The following is a 19,729-nucleotide window of genomic DNA, read 5'->3' as shown; positions in this document are numbered from 1 at the left end:
AGTCCCCGGCAACCGGGGGCGTACCGTTTTTCTCGTGTTTTCCTTGCCTGGCCCCTTGGCCGGGCGAGTTCATATCAGGTTGGGAGTTTGTACATTGGCAGTAAGTAATCTGGATACCCATGCGTTATTCGTACTCGGCGATTTGCGCGCGAAGTTGGTAAAGCAGTTCCAGGCACGTTTCGTTTACGTCATCGAGCAGTCCCCTGAAGGCATCTACATGTCTGAAATCGACACCGAAACCGCATTGGTGGTCGATGACAAACCGCGTCTGGAGTTGAAAGTAGGCGACCACTTTCGCGCCGCCGTACTGCCCAGTCGTGAAGGCGGCAAGTTCGAGATCAAGTTTCGCGACATCAAGATGACCCTCTATGGTCTGGGCGAGTACGCGTTTGTCGATGTGCCGGAAGGCCACGGTATTGTCTTCAAGGAATCGCACTGCGTGTTCATGGTGTTTGCTGCCCATGAGCAGATCCAGCTGGGGTTGAGCAAAGTGCTCAAGTCCGCAACGGCCAAGGCCGCCAAATGGCGCAAGGGCGAACTGGTGTTCAAGGCCAGCGAGTAATCCACTGGCGTGAATCGTGATGACGGTTTAGAAGCGCGTTTGTACGGCGAGTTACTTGAAAACCGGAACGCGGGACCATCCCCAAGTCACCAGGGGGATTGTCCTGGTTCTGCCTAACGGCAGAAGCGTTCCGCCTTCGGCGGGTTACTTGAAAAGCCCCCCTCTTTGTTTCAAGAGGCAGCCAAGTGTCCTGGCTCCTGGTTGGGCTTCTCCTTCGTCGGAGTACCCGCACTCCGACGACACTCCGTGGGCCCGCGCTGAACGGACATCCATGTCCTGGCAGCGCTCTCGCGGCATCCATGCCGCTCGGCCCACTGCGCGTCGTCTGCGTTTGGCCTGCACCCAAGTCGCGATATGTGGTGCCTGGACTATCGCGCTAGAAAAGCAAAATCAAAAGCATCGGATCATGTGAATCCTGTAGGAGCGTGGCTTGTGTCTGGGCCGCATCCGGACGATCTACCGCGCAGCGGTAGCAAAATCAGACGACTCGGTTGTACCTGATACACCGCATGCACAGGTCTTGCTGCCGGTTCGGAACATCAGGTTGACGCAGTCATTGTAGGAGCGCGCTTGCTCTGGGCCGCACTCGGACGATCTACCGCGCAGCGGTAGCAAATTCAGGCGACTCCGTTTTACCTGACACACCGCATGCACCGGATTTGCTGCCGGTTCCCGGCAGATCGTCCGAGTGCGGCCCAGAGCAAGCGCGCTCCTACAGGGGGGACGGCAGGTTTAGGATCGTTCCCACGTCGCTGCGTTACCACGCGGAGCGTGGGAAAGAGCGCGAACGACGGATGCACGCATCAAGAATGCGATGAGCGTTAGCTCTAGCCCGGTTGCTCTTGTGCGCGTTAGTCCAGACGCCACCAAACGCGACTTGGGTGCAGGCTGAACGCAGGCGGCGTGCCCACGGAGCGTCGCCGGGGTACTTCGACGAAGGAGAAGCCAAACCTATACCCCGACCCCAACCCCCGCATCACTTCCCCTCACGGCCTCCCTCGGAAACCTCAGGCGGTACATCTCCATCCCCCGCCATACGCTTGCGAAACAACCCCGTCCGGGCCAACAGCAAGGTCGTCACCGGCACCGTGATCGCCAACAGAATCGGGATCAGCCAGGCATGCAGCACCGGTGCTTCCTTCATCGCCGAGAAATACACGATCGAGGCCAGCGCCACACACCACGCACCCAGCGTCGAGGCCAGAGCAGGCGGGTGCATGCGCTGAAAAAAATCCTTCATTCCCAGCAGCCCCACCGCACCGACCAGCGCGAACAGACTGCTCAACACCAGCAGTACCGCCGTCAGCACCTCCACCCAGAAGGGCAACACGTACAACGAATTCATTCGATCACCTCGCCGCGCAACAGGAACTTCGCCAGGGCGAATGAGCCCACGAAACCAAACAACGCAATCAACAGCGCCGCTTCGAAATACGTGTCGCTGGCGTAGCGAATCCCCAGCACCAGCATCATCAGCATGGCGAGGATGTACAGATAATCCAGCGCCAGTACCCGGTCCTGCGCAGAGGGGCCTTTGAACAGCCGAATCAGGGTCAGCACCATCGCGACCGTGAACACGGACAAGCTGAGCAGGATGGCGTGGGCGAGCAGCGGGCTCATTGGAAAATCTCCATCAGCGGACGTTCGTACGTGGTCTTGAAGTGCTCGATAAACTGCACTTCGTTGTCCAGGTCGAACACATGCAGCAGCAATACGCTGCGGTCCAGCGCCAGTTCCGACCACACCGTGCCGGGCACCACCGTGCAAATCATCGACAGCGCCGCCAGACCGTGAGCATCGTGCAAATCCAGCGGCACCTTGATGAACGCAGAGCGCGGCGGTTTCTGGCGAGCACGCAAAACGCCCCACGCCACCTGCAGGTTTGACGTGATCACATCACGTCCGACCACCCAGAACAATGTGAAGGCCACACCCGGCTTGCGAATGCGTGCAGGCAAAGGACGAAGGGGGGCGAACATGATTGGGGCGAGAAAACCCAGCAGTGCGCCGAGCAGCAGATTGCCGACACTCAGCGAGAGGTTGAGCAACAACCACAGCGCCCACAGCGCCAGTGACAACAGCGGCGCAGGCAACAGACGCTTCATGGCTGCACCCCCGTCGTGGCGGTGGTCGGGCCGGGTATCGGTTTGGCGGCCATGACCGACAGCACGTACTGCTGAGGATCGTGCAACGCCTGCGCCGTGTCCTGGGTGTAGCGCAACAGCGCCTGGGCCTTGAACGTGAGCACGATGCACGCGCAGAGCAGCAAGGCAATGGGGATGCACTCGTTACGTCGCAATGCAGGCGAAGGCCGATCCTGCGCGGTCCAGAAACGCTTGATGCCCACGCGCACGAAGGCGAACAGCGACGCGAGTCCCGACACGATCAGCAAGGCCACCAGCGTCCAGCTGTCCGCGCGAATGGCCTCGTCTTTGGCCACGTCCAGACCTAACGGGTTCAGCAGGGCGCTGATCAAGGTGAGTTTGCCGAGGAAGCCCGACAGCGGCGGCATGCCGATGATCAGCAGCGCGCAGACGATGAAGCTCAGTCCCAGGAACGCCATGGTCCATGGAATCACCTGGCCGACCACGGCTTTCTGTTCGTCATCCAGGTTGGTGCCCGGCACCGGGTGCAGCGATTCCATGGTCTTGGGCAATTGGTCGGCGTCGTCTTCCAGCGGGATTTCATTGGCCGAGCGCGAACGTTCGATCAGTTCTGCCAGCAGGAACAACGCACTCAGCGCCAGCGTCGAGCTGACCAGATAGAACAGTGCACCAGAGGTCAGGCTCGGCTGACCGAAGCCAATGGCCGACAGCAGAATACCGGCCGACACCAGGATGCTCAGGCTCGCCATGCGCTCAAGGCGCTGGGCAGCGACCACGGAAATCGCCGCCACGGCCAGCGTGGCCATGCCGCCCCAGATCAACCAGTCACCGCCGAAGAAGGCCGAGTCACCGGCTTGCCCTGAGAACAGCAGCGTCCACAGGCGCAGCAGCGTATAGGCACCGACCTTGGTCATCAGCGCGAACAACGCTGCGACCGGCGCGCTCGCGGCGGAGTAAGCGGGCACGAGCCAGAAATTCAGGGGCCACATGCCGGCCTTGGCCAGAAACGCCACGGCCAGAATCGCGGCGCCTGCGTGCAGAAGCCCGATATCGGCCTGTGAAACCTGCGGGATCTTCACGGCGAGATCAGCCAGGTTCAGCGTGCCGGTAACCCCGTAGATCAATGCCGCGCCGATCAGGAACAACGACGAGGCCAGCAAATTGATCGTGATGTAATGCAGACCCGCCGACACCCGCGCGCGTCCCGAGCCGTGCAGCATCAGACCGTAGGAGGCCGCCAGCAACACCTCGAAGAACACGAACAGGTTGAACAGGTCGGCGGTCAGAAAGGCGCCGTACAATCCCATGAGTTGAATCTGGAACAGCGCATGGAAACTCGCACCCGCCCGGTCCCAGCGCGCTAGCGCGAACAACAGGGCACAGAAGGCGACGATACCTGTCAGCACCATCATCAGCGCCGACAGGTGATCGACCACCAGCACGATGCCAAAAGGCGACTCCCAGTTGCCCGGCAGGTACACGCCAATCGAGCCGGTGGTGCCTGTCTTCTGTACCCACATCATCAGCGTGATCGAGATCGCCAGGCCGAGGGCCGTCGACAGCAGGTTGATGCGGGCTTTCAACGGCCGGTGTTTTTCACCGAGCCAGAGCATCAGCGCGGCGGTCAGCACCGGCAGCAGGATCGGTGCGACGATCAGTTGGTTCATCAGACTCATTCACTGCTCTCCCGACCGTCGACGTGGTCGTTGCCGGTCAAGCCACGGGACGCCAGCAGCACTACCAGAAACAGCGCGGTCATGGCGAAGCTGATCACGATAGCGGTCAGCACCAGCGCCTGGGGCAGGGGATCGGTGTAATTGAGCAGGTCATGGGGCACGCCGTCCTTGATGATCGGTTCCTTGCCGATGAACAGGCTGCCCATGCTGAAGATGAACAGGTTGACGCCGTAGGACAGCAGGCACAGGCCCATGACCACCTGAAAGGTCCGTGGGCGCAGGATCAGCCAGACGCCGGAGGCGGCGAGCACGCCAATGGCAATGGCAATGACTTCTTCCATCAGATGGCTCCTTGTGTCGGGGTTGGCGCTGCAGGTTCGATCGGCTGCGGCAACGAGGTCGGCCGATGGCTGCGCACCGACTGGTGCGCCAGCGCCGTCAGAATCAACAGCGTGGAGCCGACCACCACGGCGTACACGCCGATGTCGAAAAACAGCGCGCTGGCGACGTGGACATCACCCAGCAATGGCAGGTGCAGGTGTGCGGTATGCGTGGTCATGAACGGGTAGCCCAGCGCCATCGAACCGAGTCCGGTGATGAGCGCGAAGAACAGCCCGGTGCCCATCCAGCGCAGCGGTCGCAGGCTCATGTTGGCCTCGACCCACTGCGTGCCGGCGACCATGTACTGAAGAATGAACGCGACCGACATCACCAGGCCAGCGACGAAGCCACCCCCCGGCTGGTTGTGGCCGCGCATGAACAAGTACATCGACACCACGAAGGCGACCGGCAGCAGCAGGCGCACCAGCACCGCCGGGACCATCATGAAGCCCAGCGCCGTGTCCTTCGCGTGGCGCGGGTTGATCAGATCGGTGACCACATCGCGGGCCAGCAGACGTTGCTGCGCAGGCAGTGCGATGCTTTCTTTCGGCGGGCGGAAGCGTCGCAGCAGGGCGAACACGGTCAGGGCGACCACTGCCAGCACGGTGATTTCGCCAAACGTGTCGAAGCCACGGAAGTCCACCAGCATCACGTTGACGGCATTGGTGCCGCCGCCCTGGGTCAGTGCCCGACTGAGGTAAAACTCTGAAATCGTGTTCGGGGTCGGGCGCGTCAGCATCGCGTAGGACAACAGCGCCATGCCGCCACCGACCCCCACAGCGAGAATGAAGTCGCGTACCCGCCGCACCCGTGCGCGGTGGCGTGAGCGAGTCGTTGGGGCAACGTTCTCGTTACGCCGTGGCAGCCAGCGCAGGCCCAGCAGGATCAGCACGGTGGTCACCACCTCGACCGCCAGTTGCGTCAGCGCCAGGTCAGGCGCGGAGAACCAGACGAAGGTCACGCAGGTCATCAGCCCGCAGACACCGACCATGGTCACGGCGGCAAGCCGGTGATATTTGGCCTGCCAGGCCGCACCCACGGCGCAGGCAATGGCGATCAACCAGAGCATGACGAACACGCCGGAACCCGGAATCTTCGGGCGATCGCCCCAGCTCAGGCCGTTTTCGTACATCGGCACAAAGCCTGCGATCAGTGCGACAGCCACCATCAGGAACAATTGTGCCTGCAGGGGTCGGGTGGTCAGTAAGCCTTCCAGTGTGCGTGCGACACGCAGTTTGAGGATCAGCACGCGCTCGAACAGTCGCTTGCCATTCAGGCGCCAGATGATCGGCGGCCCCACGAAACGCTCGCGCCTGAGCGGTTTGCGCAGCAGCAGATACAGCAAGATGCCAGCGCCCATGGCAATCAGGCTCATGATCATCGGGGCGTTCAAGCCGTGCCAGATAGCCAGGCTGTATTCGGGCAAGGTGCCGCCCACGACAGGCTGCGCGGCGGCGGCCAGCAATGGGCCTACTGAATGGGCCGGGAAAATCCCCACGATCAGGCAGGCGAGCACCAGCAGTTCGACCGGCACGCGCATCCAGCGCGGCGGCTCGTGCGGGGTGTGCGGCAAGTTGTTGGCTTTCGGGCCGAAGAACACATCGACCGTGAAGCGCAGGGAATAGGCGACGCTGAAGGTCCCCGCCACCGTGGCAATCACCGGGAGCGCGGTCTCCACCCAGGCCGTCGAGGTGATGAATACGGTTTCGGCGAAGAACATCTCTTTGGACAGAAACCCGTTGAGCAGCGGCACGCCGGCCATCGACGCGCTCGCGACCATCGCCAGTGTCGCGGTGTATGGCATCAGCTTGATCAGGCCGCTGAGTTTGCGGATGTCACGGGTGCCGCTTTCGTGGTCGATGATGCCGGCGGCCATGAACAGCGACGCCTTGAAGGTCGCATGGTTGAGGATGTGGAACACCGCCGCGACGGCGGCCAGCGGGCTGTTCAGCCCCAGAAGCAGGGTGATCAGACCTAAGTGGCTGAGGGTGGAATAGGCGAGCAAGCCCTTGAGGTCGGTCTGAAAGATGGCCGCGTAAGCGCCGATCACCAATGTACAGGCACCCGCGCCGCTGACGATCCAGAACCATTGCTCGCTGCCGGACAATGCTGGCCAGAGCCGCGCCAACAAGAACACCCCGGCCTTGACCATGGTCGCGGAGTGCAGATACGCCGACACCGGCGTCGGCGCGGCCATGGCGTGTGGCAACCAGAAATGGAAGGGGAACTGCGCGCTCTTGCTCAGCGCGCCAATCAGGATCAGCGTCAGCAAGACCGGGTACAACGCGTGGGCACGAATCGCATCGCCTGAGGCCAGTACTCGGTCCAGGTCGTAACTGCCGACCACGTGCCCGAGCAGCATGACGCCGACCAACAGCGCCAGTCCGCCAGCGCCCGTGACCATCAACGCTATATAGGCGCCACGGCGCGCGTCGGCGCGGTGGTGCCAATAGCCAATCAAAAGGAATGAGAAGACGCTGGTCAGTTCCCAAAAAAACACGATCTGGATCAGGTTGCCGGACATGACCAGCCCCAGCATGGCGCCCATGAACGCCAGGAAAAACGAGAAGAATCGCGGTACCGGATCGTCCGGCGACATGTAGTAACGCGCGTAGAGCGACACCAGCGTGCCGATGCCCAGCACCAGCATCGAGAACAACCAGGCGAACCCGTCCAGGCGCAGCACGAAGTTCAGGCCCAGGCTGGGCACCCAGAAAAACTCTTCGCGAATGACGCCGCCGTGGGCAATTTGCGGGTACCAGAGCGCAACCTGAACGGCACCGATCAAGGCGATCACGCCTGCCAGGATGGATTCACTGTTGCGTGCGTTGTGCGGCAAAAGCGCCGCCAGACAGCTGCCAATGAACGGCAGAAGCAGTAGAACTATCAGGGACATAGGCTTCTAATCTGCGGGAAAAATGTCAAGGATCATACGTGCCGGGTCATGCATCACCAACCGTCAAGATGTCGCAGAATCCTACAAACTCTGTAGGCAGCAGCGTAGTAGAGCGGTGTGAACCCCGAAGGGTAAGGCCCAAATACAATGCCCCTGTGGGCGTTCCAAGGTTTCAAGCCTGTGGTGTCAGTCCGCTTCTTGAGAGTTGCAAAGCCTGACAGCATTCGCCACATCCCTGATGACGCAGAGCGTCATTGGATGTGTTACCACGCGGAGCGTGGGAACAATCAGCAATCTAAAGAGCGCAAAGCCCGCTCTGGCTTTTGATCTTCATACCGCAGCAGCCCAGACACCACAAAACGCGACTTGGGTGCAGGCCAAACGCAGACGACGCGCAGTGGGCCGAGCGGCATGGATGCCGCGAGAGCGCTGCCAGGACATGGATGTCCGTTCAGCGCGTGCCCACGGAGCGTCGTCGGAGTGCGGGTACCCGACGAAGTCGGGCCCAACCAGGAGCATAGGACACTTGGTTACTTGGTGTCTTTTCAAGTAACCCGCCGAAGGCGGAACAGTTTGGCCGTTAGGACAAACCCAACCATCAGCGTCACTCCAAATAGTGGAAATGCACACGATACACGTTCAGCTTGCTAACCAACGCGGCGTACCAGTCAATGACGTGTTGTCTTGCCTGACGCCTTCGTCGGAATGCCGCCCAGACCAAGCTCACTCCTACAGGTTTGTGTCCCCAAAGGCATGGCAACCTATCAGGCGGATTTGGCGCCTCGCCACATTTAGGCGACAATGCCCGCCAGTTTTTGGAGCGCCCCATGTCTGATTCCATCGAAAGCCTCGCCGTCGACGCCGTCCTCGACGCGACCGGTCTCAATTGCCCGGAACCTGTAATGATGCTGCACCAGAAGGTACGCGACCTGCCGGCGGGCGGTTTGCTGAAGGTCATCGCCACCGACCCTTCGACCGAGCGGGACATTCCCAAGTTCTGTGTTTTTCTGGACCATGAGCTGGTTGAGAAGCAGGCCGCCGATGGCGTGTACCTGTACTGGATTCGCAAGAAACAGGGCTGAGTCTTCCCGCTCCTGGCTGCGGCGTTGCACCGCGCTGGCCCGCCCGCGTGCGAGCGCCTACACTGCCGCGACTCCAGGGAGCCCATCATGCGCATAGTTGCTGACGAAAACATTCCACTGCTCGACGCCTTCTTTTCCGGCATAGGCGAGATTCGCCGATACCCCGGACGTACCCTCGACCGGGCAGCCGTGGCCGACGCCGATATCCTGCTCGTGCGGTCGGTGACCAAGGTTACCCGCGAGCTGCTGGAGGGCACACCGGTCCGTTTCGTCGGCACCTGCACCATTGGCACCGATCATCTCGATCTGGACTATTTCAACGACGCGGGTATTCAGTGGTCCAGCGCACCGGGTTGCAACGCCCGAGGCGTGGTGGACTATGTGCTCGGCAGTCTGTTGACCCTCGCGGAAATCGAAGGCGCTGACCTCACTCAACGCACCTATGGCGTTGTCGGGGCGGGGCAGGTCGGCGGCCGCCTGATCAAGGTGTTGCGCGGGCTGGGCTGGAATGTGCTGGTCTGTGACCCGCCACGACAGGCGCAGGAGGGCGGCGATTACGTCAGCCTCGACGAGATCGTCGCTCGCTGCGACGTCATCAGCCTGCACACGCCGCTGAACAAAACGGGCGACCTGCCGACCTGGCATCTGTTCGACCGCGCCCGTCTGCTGGATCTCAAGCAGGGTGCCTGGCTGATCAACGCGGCCCGTGGGCCCATCGTGGATAACTCGGCGTTGCGTGACGTGCTGCTCGAGCGCGAAGACCTGCAGGCGGTGCTGGATGTCTGGGAGCAGGAGCCGTTGGTGGACGTCGAGCTGGCCGAGTTGTGTGTCATCGGCACCCCGCACATCGCCGGTTACAGCCTTGACGGCCGCCAGCGCGGCACTGCCCAGATTTATCAGGCGTTGTGCGCGCACCTGGGGCAATCGCCGACTATCAGTCTCGACGATTTGCTGCCCAAGCCCTGGCTTGCTCACGTGACACTCGATGCCGCCACCGATCCCGCATGGGCTCTGAACATGCTTTGCCGGGGAGTCTACGATCCCCGCCGCGACGATGCGGACTTGCGTCGCAGCCTGGTCGGTGACTCCGCCAGCCAGCGGCTGGCCTTCGATGCGCTGCGCAAACACTACCCGCCGCGTCGGGAAATCGACAGTTTGAACGTAAGCATCAACGGCCAATCCGACGTCTTGCGCAGGATGGTGGCGGCGCTGGGTGCCGTGTGCGTCAGTGACTGATCACTCCGTGTATTTTTTGATGTAGGACCACAAGGTCTCGGCGAGGCGAGGAGGCGTCTGCTGCCAGAACGTTCTCATGCGGGCCAAGGCCGCGTACGCTTCCTGCCAGGCCTCTTGGCGATCCTGCTCGCCGGTGATCGGCGCGTGGACTAATGCGGTGAAGCTGGCGAAGCTGCAAGGCACAGGGTATTGCTCGCTGCGCACGATACGGTGAGTCTGTTCCTGCACGGAGACGACCGTTCCTTCGTCGTCGGTAAATGCGTGTGGCGTCAGGGTGGTGATTTGGTCGCATCGGCTGCTGCACAGCATTTTGCGGTTTCTCAGCTCGCCAAAGCCTCGTTCGTACATGCTGATCGTTGAGCCGCTGACCCTCATGCACGCTGTTTCAAAGGCATTCAGGATCACCTCCGCGTTATCGATGCTGGTTTCGATGGTCGCAATGTCGACAAAACGCTCGAGCGTACCTTTCTCCAGCGCATCGAGCGCTCGCTTGATGGTGGACAGATGCACGAAGTCCTTCTTGCAGCCGATCAGGTGAACATCAAACTGGTAATCGGCCAGTTCGTCGCCTGAAATGACGTTGGCGAAGGCGCGGGTATCCAGCGCCGTTTCCATGATGATGTTGAACTTGTTCTTGTGCGCGTGGCTGAAGATACGACTGCACAGCTCCCAGATGAAGGTTTCGGTGTGCTTGTAACGGCTGGTCACGTCCTGGTCGGCGAACTCGGCATAACGCGGGTGCAGCTCACGAAAGCTCTCCAGGTAAAGGCGCACATAGTTGCTGTAACGCGGGTCCTTGAGCAGGGTGTTGTTCAGCATGTAGGTTTTGCCGGAGCCCTGAACGCCTGCCACGACGAGGATTTTTGGGGACGGCAGACCGTCCTCTCCAATGTCTCGTTTAACGCCGAACAAGGTGGTTTCCAGCGTGTGGTAAACGGAGTCGAGTTCTGCGCAGGTGTAGCTGTAATGAGTAGCGGACATCGTGATGTTTCCTGGATTGTCTGGATTTGAAGGGCCGGACGTAATCGCAGGAAGTGAATGACCGCAATGGGGAGTCGGTGGGGCATGTGTTGCGGAATGTTTTTTCTCCCGCATAAAAAACCCGGCATCGAGGCCGGGTTTGAATTCAGTAGGCTCATCAGTCTTGTTTTTCAGGCTTGACCCAGTACTTTTCGCATTCCTGACATGCGGCCTGAACCATCTCTTCAGTAATCAGGATTTCCTGCCCGTTTTCGTCGAAGATCGCACCCCCCAGTTGTGCCTGGGGTTGGGGGCGAACGACGGGTTCGTGATTGCTGCTGTTCTGCAAGCTCATGGCCTGTCTCCTTCATCAGGTTGTGCGCTTCAATTTACCCACGCTCGATGACTGCGCCATGACATCCCTGGGCGCTTCAAGCGTTCAATCAGTCCACCAGATGACGGCGAAAACCGCCACCCTCTCGTTAGACCGATCCGCTCTAAACCCCCGCGCTTGTGTTCATAACGCAGCCCCACACCGCGTGGATACCTTTACCCAGACTGGCGTCTGTCGGTTCAGTTCAGCAAAAGTCGACGAGCGTACATCGGGGTGCCGGTGTAGGCTCTGCGCTTGAATCGTCTATCAGGTGCATCCCATGGCTTCAGTGTTTTCCGGGCGTCAGCGCCATGCCATTCGTCTGGCTTGGCGGATGATCGCGCCGTACCGCAAGCAGGCCATCGGTGCACTGGTGGCACTGATCGTGACCGCCGGGATTACCCTGTCGATGGGGCAAGGCATTCGCCTCATGGTCGATCAGGGGTTCATGACGCGCTCGCCGACCCTGCTCAACGAGACGATTGCGCTGTTCATGGTGCTGGTGCTGGCGCTGGCGGTCGGTACGTTCACCCGGTTTTATCTGGTGTCATGGATCGGGGAGCGTGTGGTGGCCGATCTGCGCAAGCAGGTGTTCGACCACTTGGTGAGCCTGCATCCCGGCTTTTACGAGAACAACCGCAGCTCGGAAATCCAGTCCCGTCTCACCGCGGACACCACCCTGCTGCAATCGGTGATCGGATCGTCGCTGTCGATGTTTCTGCGCAATGCGCTGATGGTGATCGGCGGGGTCATCCTGCTGTTTTTCACCAACCCCAAGCTGACCAGCATCGTGGTCATCGCGCTGCCGCTGGTGATCGCGCCGATCCTTATATTCGGGCGGCGCGTGCGCAGTCTGTCCCGTGAGAGTCAGGACCGGGTGGCGGATGTCGGCAGTTATGTTTCCGAAGCGCTTGGTCAGATCAAAACCGTGCAGGCGTACAACCATCAGGAACAGGATCGCCAGCGCTTCGCACAAACCGCCGAAGACGCGTTCGACACCGCTCGCAAGCGAATCTTGCAGCGCTCATGGTTGATTACCCTGGTGATCGTGCTGGTGCTCGGCGCCGTGGGGGTGATGCTGTGGGTCGGCGGGATGGATGTCATTGCCGGGCAAATTTCTGGCGGCGAGCTGGCGGCGTTCGTGTTCTACAGCCTGATCGTCGGCAGCGCATTCGGCACGCTCAGCGAGGTGATTGGCGAGATGCAACGGGCGGCGGGTGCGGCTGAACGCATCACCGAGTTGTTGCAGGCGCGAAGCGAAATCACGCCACCGGCCAGCCACCTGCTGACGTTACCGGAACGGGTCAGCGGCCGATTGGCCCTGGAACGTATCAGCTTCGCGTACCCGTCACGGCCCGAACGCAATGCGGTCGAGGGCTTGAGCCTGACGGTCGAGGCAGGGGAGACGCTGGCGCTGGTGGGGCCATCGGGCGCGGGCAAGTCAACGCTGTTCGATCTGCTGCTGCGCTTCTACGATCCGCAGCAGGGGCAAATCCTCATCGAAGGTTTGCCTGCTGAGCGCCTCGACCCTCTGGACCTGCGTCGCTGCTTTGCCTGGGTATCGCAAACCCCGGCGCTGTTCTTCGGCAGCGTCGAAGACAATATTCGCTACGGCAACCCCGTCGCCAGCGTCGAGCAGGTCGAAGCCGCTGCACGCATCGCTCACGCCCACGAGTTCATTCAATTGCTCCCTCAGGGGTATCAAACGCATTTGGGCGACGGCGGGATGGGACTGTCGGGCGGCCAGCGTCAGCGTCTGGCGATCGCTCGCGCCTTGCTGGCCGATGCGCCGATTCTGTTGCTCGACGAAGCCACCAGCGCGCTGGATGCGCAGAGTGAACATCTGATCCAGCAGGCATTACCGACCCTGATGAAGGGCCGAACCACGCTGGTGATCGCCCACAGGTTGGCGACGGTGCAGAACGCTGACCGGATCGCCGTCATGGATCAGGGGAAACTGGTGGCGGTGGGCACGCATCGGGAGCTGATCGCCAGCAATCCGCTGTACGCGCGACTGGCGGCGTTGCAGTTCAGCACGGGAACGCAGGATGTCGCGGTTGAGATGAAAACGGCGCCTTGAGCGCCGTTTTGTGAATCATCAGTGTTTGTGGTATTCGCAGAGGTAGGCGGTCTCTTCCAGGACCTGCAGTTTGAATTTGCTGTTGGCCGGCACGGGAAACTGAGCGCCGGTCTTGAAGTGTTCCCATTGCGTGCTATCGGGCAGCAGGACGCTCAGGGAGCCAGAGACGACATGCATGATTTCGCGATCAGCAGTGCTGAACTCGTATTCACCCTTTGACATGACACCAACGGTTGCTTCGCCGAGTTCTCGCTGGAAGGCGATGGACTTGACGGTGCCGTTGAAATACTCGTTGACTTTGAGCATGACTGATCTCCACGGAAGGGCTGAAAAAGGTTGGACAGTATGCCCAACGTACAAAAGGCCGTCATCCGCTTTGAGAAATGCGTCACGATCAGCCGGGAATGACCAATGGAAGCAGCCGGGCGGTGTTGCGCGCGTCGGTCAGGGCACGGTGCTGCTGCCCGTTAAAATGCATGCCTGCCAGTTGCAACGCGGTGTTGAGGCCACAGGGTTTCTGCAGTTGGCGTGCCTGGGCGAAGCGCTGCTTCAGGTTGATGTGGGCCAGACCGCTAAGCTCGCTGGTGAGCTGGTGCTGCTGCCATTGCACTTCAAATTGCTGGCGGTCGTAGTCACCCCAACTGACCCAGCCGAGCAGGCGGGTGCGGTGATGGCTCAGCCAGCGCTCGAACTGCGGCCAGACAGCGGTGAACAGTGGCGCGCTGTCGATCTGCGCCTGTTGTATGTGCGTCAGCTCACGACAGAACGAGGTGAGCATCGGCCTGCGCGCGGGCCTGACAAAGCGCTCGAAGTGGTCCACTTCGCGTCCGTCCGAGTTGACCACGCAGGCGCCGATCTCAATGATTTCCATCTCTGCCACCGGCCATCCACCCTCTTCGGTGGTGGCCTCCAGATCTATCACCAACCAATGTGGCATCTCGAACTCCAGTTTCTTAACCTGTGGCACCGTCATGGAGCGTAGTCATATTCGGTTGATCGCGTCCAACGGCTGAACACGCCCCTGACTGATGCATGGGACTCGAATGAGGGACGATGGTTTGCCCCAGCGCTGCTTTTTATCGTGCAGGCTGAGCGGAGCCTCGGAGAAGCGCTTGCCTGGCTGACGGGCTCGGCATAAATTGCGGCGCGACAATGACTCAAAGATTCGGGTTGTGAATAAAGCGGTTCTGACGTCGTTTGACCGTTGTCTAATTGTTCGCAAGCGCATAGCTTACGTACTCCGATTCGCCAGAGGTGCTTTGTCTTGATGTCTACGCCAGTGCGGATGGTTGTTAAAACGCTGCTGTTGGCAACCACGACGCTGTGGGCCTGGCAAGCGGGTGCGGCACAGGTGGTGCGCATTGGCGCGGCGCACTTTCCGCCGTACACGATTCGCCCTGAGCGCGGTGAAGACACAGGCTTGCTGCCACAGATGATCAGTGCGCTGAATGCCATGCAGAGCGACTACCGGTTTGAAATGGTCCCGACCTCGATTCCCCGTCGTTTCCGGGATTTCCAGCAGGCTCGCTTTGACATGGCAATCTTCGAGAACCCCGCTTGGGGCTGGAAGGACATTCCTCACCAGGATGTCGACATGGGGCTGGAGGACGCCGAAATTTTCGTCGCCCATCGCGCCCAGGGTCGCTCGCAACATTATTTCGATGACCTGCATGGCAAGCGCCTGGCGCTGTTCAGCGGGTATCACTACGCCTTCGCCCATTTCAATGCCGACCCCAGGTTTCTGGCAGAGAATTACAACGCCACCTTGACCTACTCCCACGACAGCAACTTGCTCATGGTGCTACGGGACCGGGCAGACATTGCGTTGGTCACTCGTTCCTATCTGAGTACGTTTCTGTCCAGCAATCCCGCCGACGCCGATCAGTTTCTGGTGTCGGACCGAGTGGACCAGGTCTACCGGCACTTCGCTTTGTTGAGGCCCAATGCGCCGATTACCGGGGAGAAGTTCGGTGAATTGCTGAAGCAACTGCGCGAGAGCGGGCAGATGTTCAAGATCTTCCAGCCCTTTCGCATTGCCGTGACGCCGCAGGCAAGCCATCACGCCATTGCGCTGGATGAAAGTGACAGTCGGGATTGAAAGCGCAAGGCGGGCGGTGAGTGACCACCGCCCGAGGGTGTCAGCGGTCGCGTGCTTCCTTGGCGTCCATTTCAGCATTGCGCTCGTGGACGCGCTTGAGTTGTTCTTCGGTCAGGGGCAGTTTTTTCGCTGAGTCCTTGAGCATCAGCAAACCACCGACGATCGAGCCGATTGCAATAACCAGAATTAACCAGGCGTACCAGGGCATGAGGCTCTCTCCTTCTTGTGATACCGCTTTGAGCAACGGCGCTGCCCAGTGGTTCAATTGTAGGAGACGCCCGGTCTGAGCGGTATAGGTCAAGGCACCTTTGCAGGCGCCGGGTTGCCGACGCCTGCACGGTGTCGTGGGTGCGTCAGACCCCGGTCAGCATCGAGTCGGCCGGCGCCGCTGAGCGTGCGTTTGCGGTCAGGCCGAAATAGATGAAGCCCACCGCCATGAACGCCAGGAAGATCAGACCGATCAGGGCATTGAACCAGGCCATGGCAATCAGGCAGACCACCGCGAGCACCAATGCGATGCCGGGCACGATCGGATAACCCGGAGCGCGGAAGGTGCGCTCCAGCAGCGGTTCGGTCTTGCGCAGCTTGAACAGGCTCAACATGCTCATGATGTACATGACGATGGCGCCGAACACCGCCATGGTGATCATCGCGGCGGTGAGGGTCATGCCGCTGAGGTTGATCAGGCCGTCGCTGTAGATCGCTGCGATGCCGATCAGCCCGCCCGCGATGATCGCGCGGTGCGGGGTCTGGAAACGCGACAGTTTGGCCAGCGATGCAGGGAGGTAGCCGGCGCGGGCGAGGGCGAAGAACTGCCGCGAATAGCCCAGGATGATGCCGTGGAAACTGGCCACCAGCCCGAAGAGGCCGATCCACACCAGCATGTGCAGCCAGCCCGAGCTTTCGCCGACGACGGCTTTCATCGCTTGAGGCAATGGGTCGTTGATGTTCGACAGGGCTTTCCAGTCACCGACGCCGCCTGCGAAGAACATCACGCCCATCGCCAGCAATACCAGGGTGATGATGCCGCTGATGTAGGCCTTGGGAATCGTGCGCTTGGGGTCCTTGGCTTCTTCGGCCGCCATGGCCGCACCTTCAATGGCGAGGAAGAACCAGATGGCGAACGGGATCGCGGCGAACATCCCGGCAATCGCGGGCGCGCCGAAGGTGTCTGAGCCGGCCCAGCCGTTGAGTGCGAAGTGACTGAAGCTGAACGCCGGGGCAACCACACCCATGAACACCAGCAGTTCCAGCACTGCGAGGACGCAGACCACCAACTCGAAGGTTGCGGCCAGCTTCACCCCCAGAATGTTAAGGGCCATGAACACGATGTACGCGCCCACGGCCGCATGTTTCGGGTCCAGCGCCGGGAACTGCACGTTGAGGTAAGCGCCAATCGCCAAGGCAATGGCGGGCGGGGCGAAGACGAATTCGATCAGTGTGGCGAGCCCTGCGATGAGTCCGCCTTTCTCGCCGAACGCCCGGCGACTGTAGGCGAACGGACCGCCTGCATGAGGGATCGCGGTGGTCAGCTCGGTGAAGCTGAAGATAAAGCAGGTGTACATCGCCGCGACCATCAGTGACGTCAGCAAGAAGCCCAGCGTTCCGGCCACTCCCCAGCCGTAACTCCAGCCGAAATATTCACCGGAAATCACCAGACCGACGGCGATCCCCCACAAATGCAGTGTGCCCAGCGTGGGCTTCAGTTGCGTATTCATGCGTCACTCCCTGGATTGATTGGATCATCGGGACAGAGCGCGCTGCAGTGGTCGTGCCAGCGGTTGGCAGGTAGGTCGTAATGTTTCGAATAGGGTCGTATACAGGATGCTTGTTCGGCGATTCAGAGCCGATCGTGCCTGATTGGTGCGCAGTGGCAGTTGCCGGGAGACAGAATGTGGCACGGCGCAGGCGAGCGTCCCTGTGGGAGCCAGTTCATTGGCGAACGATGTTCCAGACGACGAATCCATGGCGACCGAATTGGCCCATCGCGACTGAATTCGCTCCCACAGCTGTAATCCGTGCTCTGCCCGAGCACCATTTACCGATCGCCGGGTCCCGTCCCGCGGGATGATCAGCTACAATGCGCGCCGATTTCGACTTGCCAGAGAACCCGCTCATGTCCGCCTGCCAGACCCCTATCATCGTCGCCCTGGATTTTCCGACCCGCGAAGCCGCGTTGAAACTGGCTGATCAGCTGGACCCCAAGCTGTGTCGGGTCAAAGTGGGCAAGGAGCTGTTCACCAGCAGTGCGTCGGGCATTGTCGAAACCTTGAACAGCAAGGGTTTCGAGGTGTTTCTGGACCTCAAATTCCACGACATCCCCAACACCACGGCGATGGCGGTCAAGGCCGCTGCCGAGATGGGCGTGTGGATGGTCAACGTGCACTGCTCCGGTGGCCTGCGCATGATGGCCGCCTGTCGTGATGTGCTGGATCAGCGCAGCGGGCCGAAACCGTTGCTGATCGGTGTGACCGTGCTGACCAGCATGGAACGTGAAGACCTGGCGGCGATAGGTCTGGACATCGAGCCGCAAGAGCAGGTGTTACGTCTGGCGGCGCTGGCCGAGAAAGCAGGCATGGACGGGCTGGTGTGCTCGGCGCTGGAAGCCCAGGCCTTGAAAACCGCGCACCCGTCGTTGCAACTGGTGACGCCGGGCATTCGTCCCGCTGGCAGCGCGCAGGATGACCAGCGCCGCATTCTGACGCCGCGTCAGGCCCTGGATGCCGGTTCTGATTACCTGGTCATCGGCCGCCCGATCAGCCAGGCGGCCGATCCGGCGAAAGCGCTGGCGGCCGTGGTTGCAGAGCTGGCGTAAACGCTCCACTTGCGTCCTGTAGGAGCCGGCTTGCTGGCGAACGCCGCGGGCCAACCACCACTGATGTATGGTTTCTGACGCATTCGCCAGCAAGCCGGCTCCTACAGGTTTTTTGTTTAGCCAGTAAAAAGTGCCATAGACCTGAATAGCGTAATGCGCACTTCGCTTTGTTGATCGTTCCCACGCTCCGCGTGGTAACGCAGCGACTGACGCTCTGCGTCAACGTGGGCGCGGAGCGTCTTGGCAGGCATTCCCACGCAGAGCGTTGGAACGATCCCACAGGTTTTGTGTTCAGCCAGTGACACGTTTGTGAGATGCCTAGTACCCGATCCGCTTCAAGATTGAATCCATGCTTTCTTTCGACGGCCGTCCGTAGAACTTCAACAGTTCCGACGCCCGGTTGGTGAAGAAACCATCGACACCGCGCTGGCTGATGGCCTTGAAGTCCACCGCGTCATCCACGGTGTACGGATGAACGATCAGGCCACGATCGTGGGCCATCTTGTTCATCCACGGTTGCACCAGATCCATGTAGCTCTGGTCGCCACCGTTTTTCAAAGCGGACGCAGGGCCGGTGCCGATCGCGCCGTGTGCTTTTGCCCAGTCCATCCACGCCGCGAACTCTTCCTTGGACTTCACTTGCTGAGTCGCATAGAAGCTGGCTTTGTCTTTGGCGCCGGAGTCTTTGAAGGTCTTGTCGGATGCCGCCTGGATAGAGCCGTCGCCCAGCCACAGCAACAAGATTTTCGGCGTGTTCGGCATGGCCTTCTGCAGCAGCTCCAGGCTCGGTTTTTCGAACGTTTGCAAAATCACCCGGCCCGGCATGTGCGCCACGTTCACATGACCTTTTTCCGCCGCGGGGCGCTGACTCAGCCAGCCGCGTTGTTCCAGTTTCTTCTTCAGGTCTTCTTCGATGCCGGGAAACTGCGCCGGCACCTTCGTTTCGATGTACAGGCCGGGTTTGTTCTTGCCGCCTTCGGCAATGTCGATCACCTCGTCCAGCGTCAGAATTTTCAGCCCTGCGTAGCTTGCGCGTGCGCGGTCAGGGTGTGCCTTGTTGAACCAGGAGCCTGCATCCAGGCGCTTGATCTCCTCCAGGGTGAAGGTGCTCAAGGGGTCTTTTACCCGATTCGGATAGACCTCTGCGATGTTAGTGGTGCGCTCAAGGGTGTCGTCGTGCAGGGCGATCAGCACGCCGTCCTTGGTGCGCTGGATGTCCATTTCCAGGTAATCGGCACCCAGTTCACGGGCGAGGGTGTAGGACGGGATTGTCTCTTCCGGCGCATTGAACGAAGCACCGCGATGCGCAATGACCGCAGGCCAGGGTACGCCGATCTTGGCGGCAAGCGCCTTGCCGGGCTCGTTAGCGGCCATGGCAAACCCTGACGACAACATGGCACCGGCCAGCGCGGCGGTGCCCAACGTTCTGGAAATTCCTTTGAGCATGGTGATGACGTTCCTTTTG

19 protein-coding genes are annotated in these 19,729 nt (G+C 60.7%); 6 read left to right on the top strand and 13 right to left on the bottom strand.

The window, feature by feature from the left end; translation table 11 throughout:
* The first annotated feature begins 94 nt into the window (after positions 1-94).
* Positions 95-562: a hypothetical protein gene (locus AB4N84_RS02420; protein ID WP_460045120.1), complete on the top strand. Its 468-nt coding sequence runs from the start codon at positions 95-97 to the stop codon at positions 560-562.
* Positions 563-1,538: 976 nt separating this feature from the next.
* On the opposite strand, the gene AB4N84_RS02415 is transcribed toward AB4N84_RS02420, so the two are convergent.
* From AB4N84_RS02415 to AB4N84_RS02390, 6 genes are read right to left on the bottom strand one after another with little or no spacing between them, the layout of a single operon-like run.
* Complete coding sequence (locus AB4N84_RS02415) at positions 1,539-1,907, bottom strand: Na+/H+ antiporter subunit G (RefSeq protein WP_074758417.1); 369 nt, start codon at positions 1,905-1,907, stop codon at positions 1,539-1,541.
* Positions 1,904-2,182 carry a K+/H+ antiporter subunit F gene (locus AB4N84_RS02410; RefSeq protein WP_074758419.1) on the bottom strand — a complete coding sequence of 93 codons (279 nt, stop codon included), beginning with the start codon at positions 2,180-2,182 and terminating at the stop codon, positions 1,904-1,906. The genes AB4N84_RS02415 and AB4N84_RS02410 overlap by 4 nt, the downstream gene beginning before the upstream one ends.
* The gene (locus tag AB4N84_RS02405; RefSeq protein WP_460045118.1) at positions 2,179-2,667 is read right to left on the bottom strand and encodes a Na+/H+ antiporter subunit E; all 489 of its coding nucleotides are present in this window, start codon (positions 2,665-2,667) and stop codon (positions 2,179-2,181) included. Before AB4N84_RS02405 ends, AB4N84_RS02410 begins: the two co-directional genes overlap by 4 nt.
* Complete coding sequence (locus AB4N84_RS02400) at positions 2,664-4,343, bottom strand: monovalent cation/H+ antiporter subunit D (RefSeq protein WP_074758423.1); 1,680 nt, start codon at positions 4,341-4,343, stop codon at positions 2,664-2,666. Before AB4N84_RS02400 ends, AB4N84_RS02405 begins: the two co-directional genes overlap by 4 nt.
* Positions 4,340-4,684 (bottom strand): Na+/H+ antiporter subunit C, encoded by a 345-nt coding sequence (locus AB4N84_RS02395; RefSeq protein ID WP_062390475.1) that lies wholly within the window; start codon positions 4,682-4,684, stop codon positions 4,340-4,342. The genes AB4N84_RS02400 and AB4N84_RS02395 overlap by 4 nt, the downstream gene beginning before the upstream one ends.
* A complete protein-coding gene (locus AB4N84_RS02390; RefSeq protein WP_460045116.1) occupies positions 4,684-7,620 on the bottom strand; it encodes a monovalent cation/H+ antiporter subunit A in 2,937 nt (978 codons plus the stop codon). The genes AB4N84_RS02395 and AB4N84_RS02390 overlap by 1 nt, the downstream gene beginning before the upstream one ends.
* 827 nt (positions 7,621-8,447) lie before the next feature.
* Between AB4N84_RS02390 and tusA the strand changes: the two genes are divergently transcribed.
* On the top strand, positions 8,448-8,702 hold the full coding sequence (gene tusA / locus AB4N84_RS02385; protein WP_460045115.1) for a sulfurtransferase TusA: 255 nt from the start codon (positions 8,448-8,450) through the stop codon (positions 8,700-8,702).
* 87 nt (positions 8,703-8,789) lie between these two features.
* A complete protein-coding gene (gene pdxB / locus AB4N84_RS02380; RefSeq protein ID WP_460045113.1) occupies positions 8,790-9,938 on the top strand; it encodes a 4-phosphoerythronate dehydrogenase PdxB in 1,149 nt (382 codons plus the stop codon).
* Here pdxB and AB4N84_RS02375 read toward each other — a convergent pair whose 3' ends face one another.
* Both AB4N84_RS02375 and AB4N84_RS02370 read right to left on the bottom strand, forming a co-directional pair.
* Entirely contained in the window at positions 9,939-10,919 is a 981-nt protein-coding gene (locus AB4N84_RS02375; protein ID WP_460045112.1) for a zeta toxin family protein, read from the bottom strand.
* A gap of 157 nt (positions 10,920-11,076) precedes the next feature.
* Positions 11,077-11,253, bottom strand: coding sequence for a PA1571 family protein (locus AB4N84_RS02370; protein ID WP_167362122.1), 177 nt, complete (start codon positions 11,251-11,253; stop codon positions 11,077-11,079).
* Positions 11,254-11,551: 298 nt separating this feature from the next.
* Here AB4N84_RS02370 and AB4N84_RS02365 point away from each other — a divergent pair, with 298 nt between their 5' ends.
* Positions 11,552-13,351 carry an ABC transporter transmembrane domain-containing protein gene (locus AB4N84_RS02365; RefSeq protein WP_460045111.1) on the top strand — a complete coding sequence of 600 codons (1,800 nt, stop codon included), beginning with the start codon at positions 11,552-11,554 and terminating at the stop codon, positions 13,349-13,351.
* A gap of 18 nt (positions 13,352-13,369) precedes the next feature.
* Here the strand turns inward: AB4N84_RS02365 and ppnP are convergent, their stop codons facing one another.
* A complete protein-coding gene (gene ppnP / locus AB4N84_RS02360) occupies positions 13,370-13,657 on the bottom strand; it encodes a pyrimidine/purine nucleoside phosphorylase (protein WP_460045110.1) in 288 nt (95 codons plus the stop codon).
* Positions 13,658-13,745: 88 nt separating this feature from the next.
* Complete coding sequence (locus AB4N84_RS02355; protein ID WP_074758534.1) at positions 13,746-14,288, bottom strand: 3'-5' exonuclease; 543 nt, start codon at positions 14,286-14,288, stop codon at positions 13,746-13,748.
* Between the two features lie 330 nt (positions 14,289-14,618).
* Here AB4N84_RS02355 and AB4N84_RS02350 point away from each other — a divergent pair, with 330 nt between their 5' ends.
* Entirely contained in the window at positions 14,619-15,449 is an 831-nt protein-coding gene (locus AB4N84_RS02350) for a substrate-binding periplasmic protein (protein ID WP_460045109.1), read from the top strand.
* 40 nt (positions 15,450-15,489) lie between these two features.
* Here AB4N84_RS02350 and AB4N84_RS02345 read toward each other — a convergent pair whose 3' ends face one another.
* Positions 15,490-15,657, bottom strand: a complete 168-nt coding sequence (locus tag AB4N84_RS02345) for a DUF2897 family protein (RefSeq protein ID WP_074758439.1) — start codon at positions 15,655-15,657, stop codon at positions 15,490-15,492.
* A 145-nt stretch (positions 15,658-15,802) separates the two neighbouring features.
* The gene (gene eat / locus AB4N84_RS02340; RefSeq protein ID WP_460045108.1) at positions 15,803-17,167 is read right to left on the bottom strand and encodes an ethanolamine permease; all 1,365 of its coding nucleotides are present in this window, start codon (positions 17,165-17,167) and stop codon (positions 15,803-15,805) included.
* Positions 17,168-17,565: 398 nt separating this feature from the next.
* Here eat and pyrF point away from each other — a divergent pair, with 398 nt between their 5' ends.
* Complete coding sequence (pyrF, locus tag AB4N84_RS02335) at positions 17,566-18,264, top strand: orotidine-5'-phosphate decarboxylase (protein ID WP_167362124.1); 699 nt, start codon at positions 17,566-17,568, stop codon at positions 18,262-18,264.
* A 318-nt stretch (positions 18,265-18,582) separates the two neighbouring features.
* Here the strand turns inward: pyrF and AB4N84_RS02330 are convergent, their stop codons facing one another.
* Positions 18,583-19,710 carry a glycerophosphodiester phosphodiesterase gene (locus tag AB4N84_RS02330; RefSeq protein ID WP_460046924.1) on the bottom strand — a complete coding sequence of 376 codons (1,128 nt, stop codon included), beginning with the start codon at positions 19,708-19,710 and terminating at the stop codon, positions 18,583-18,585.
* Between the last annotated feature and the right edge of the window lie 19 nt (positions 19,711-19,729).

The sequence above is a fragment of the Pseudomonas sp. S2_H01 genome (assembly GCF_054668305.1).
Note: the sequence above shows the minus strand (reverse complement) of the source record. Positions and strands in the feature narration are given on the sequence as shown.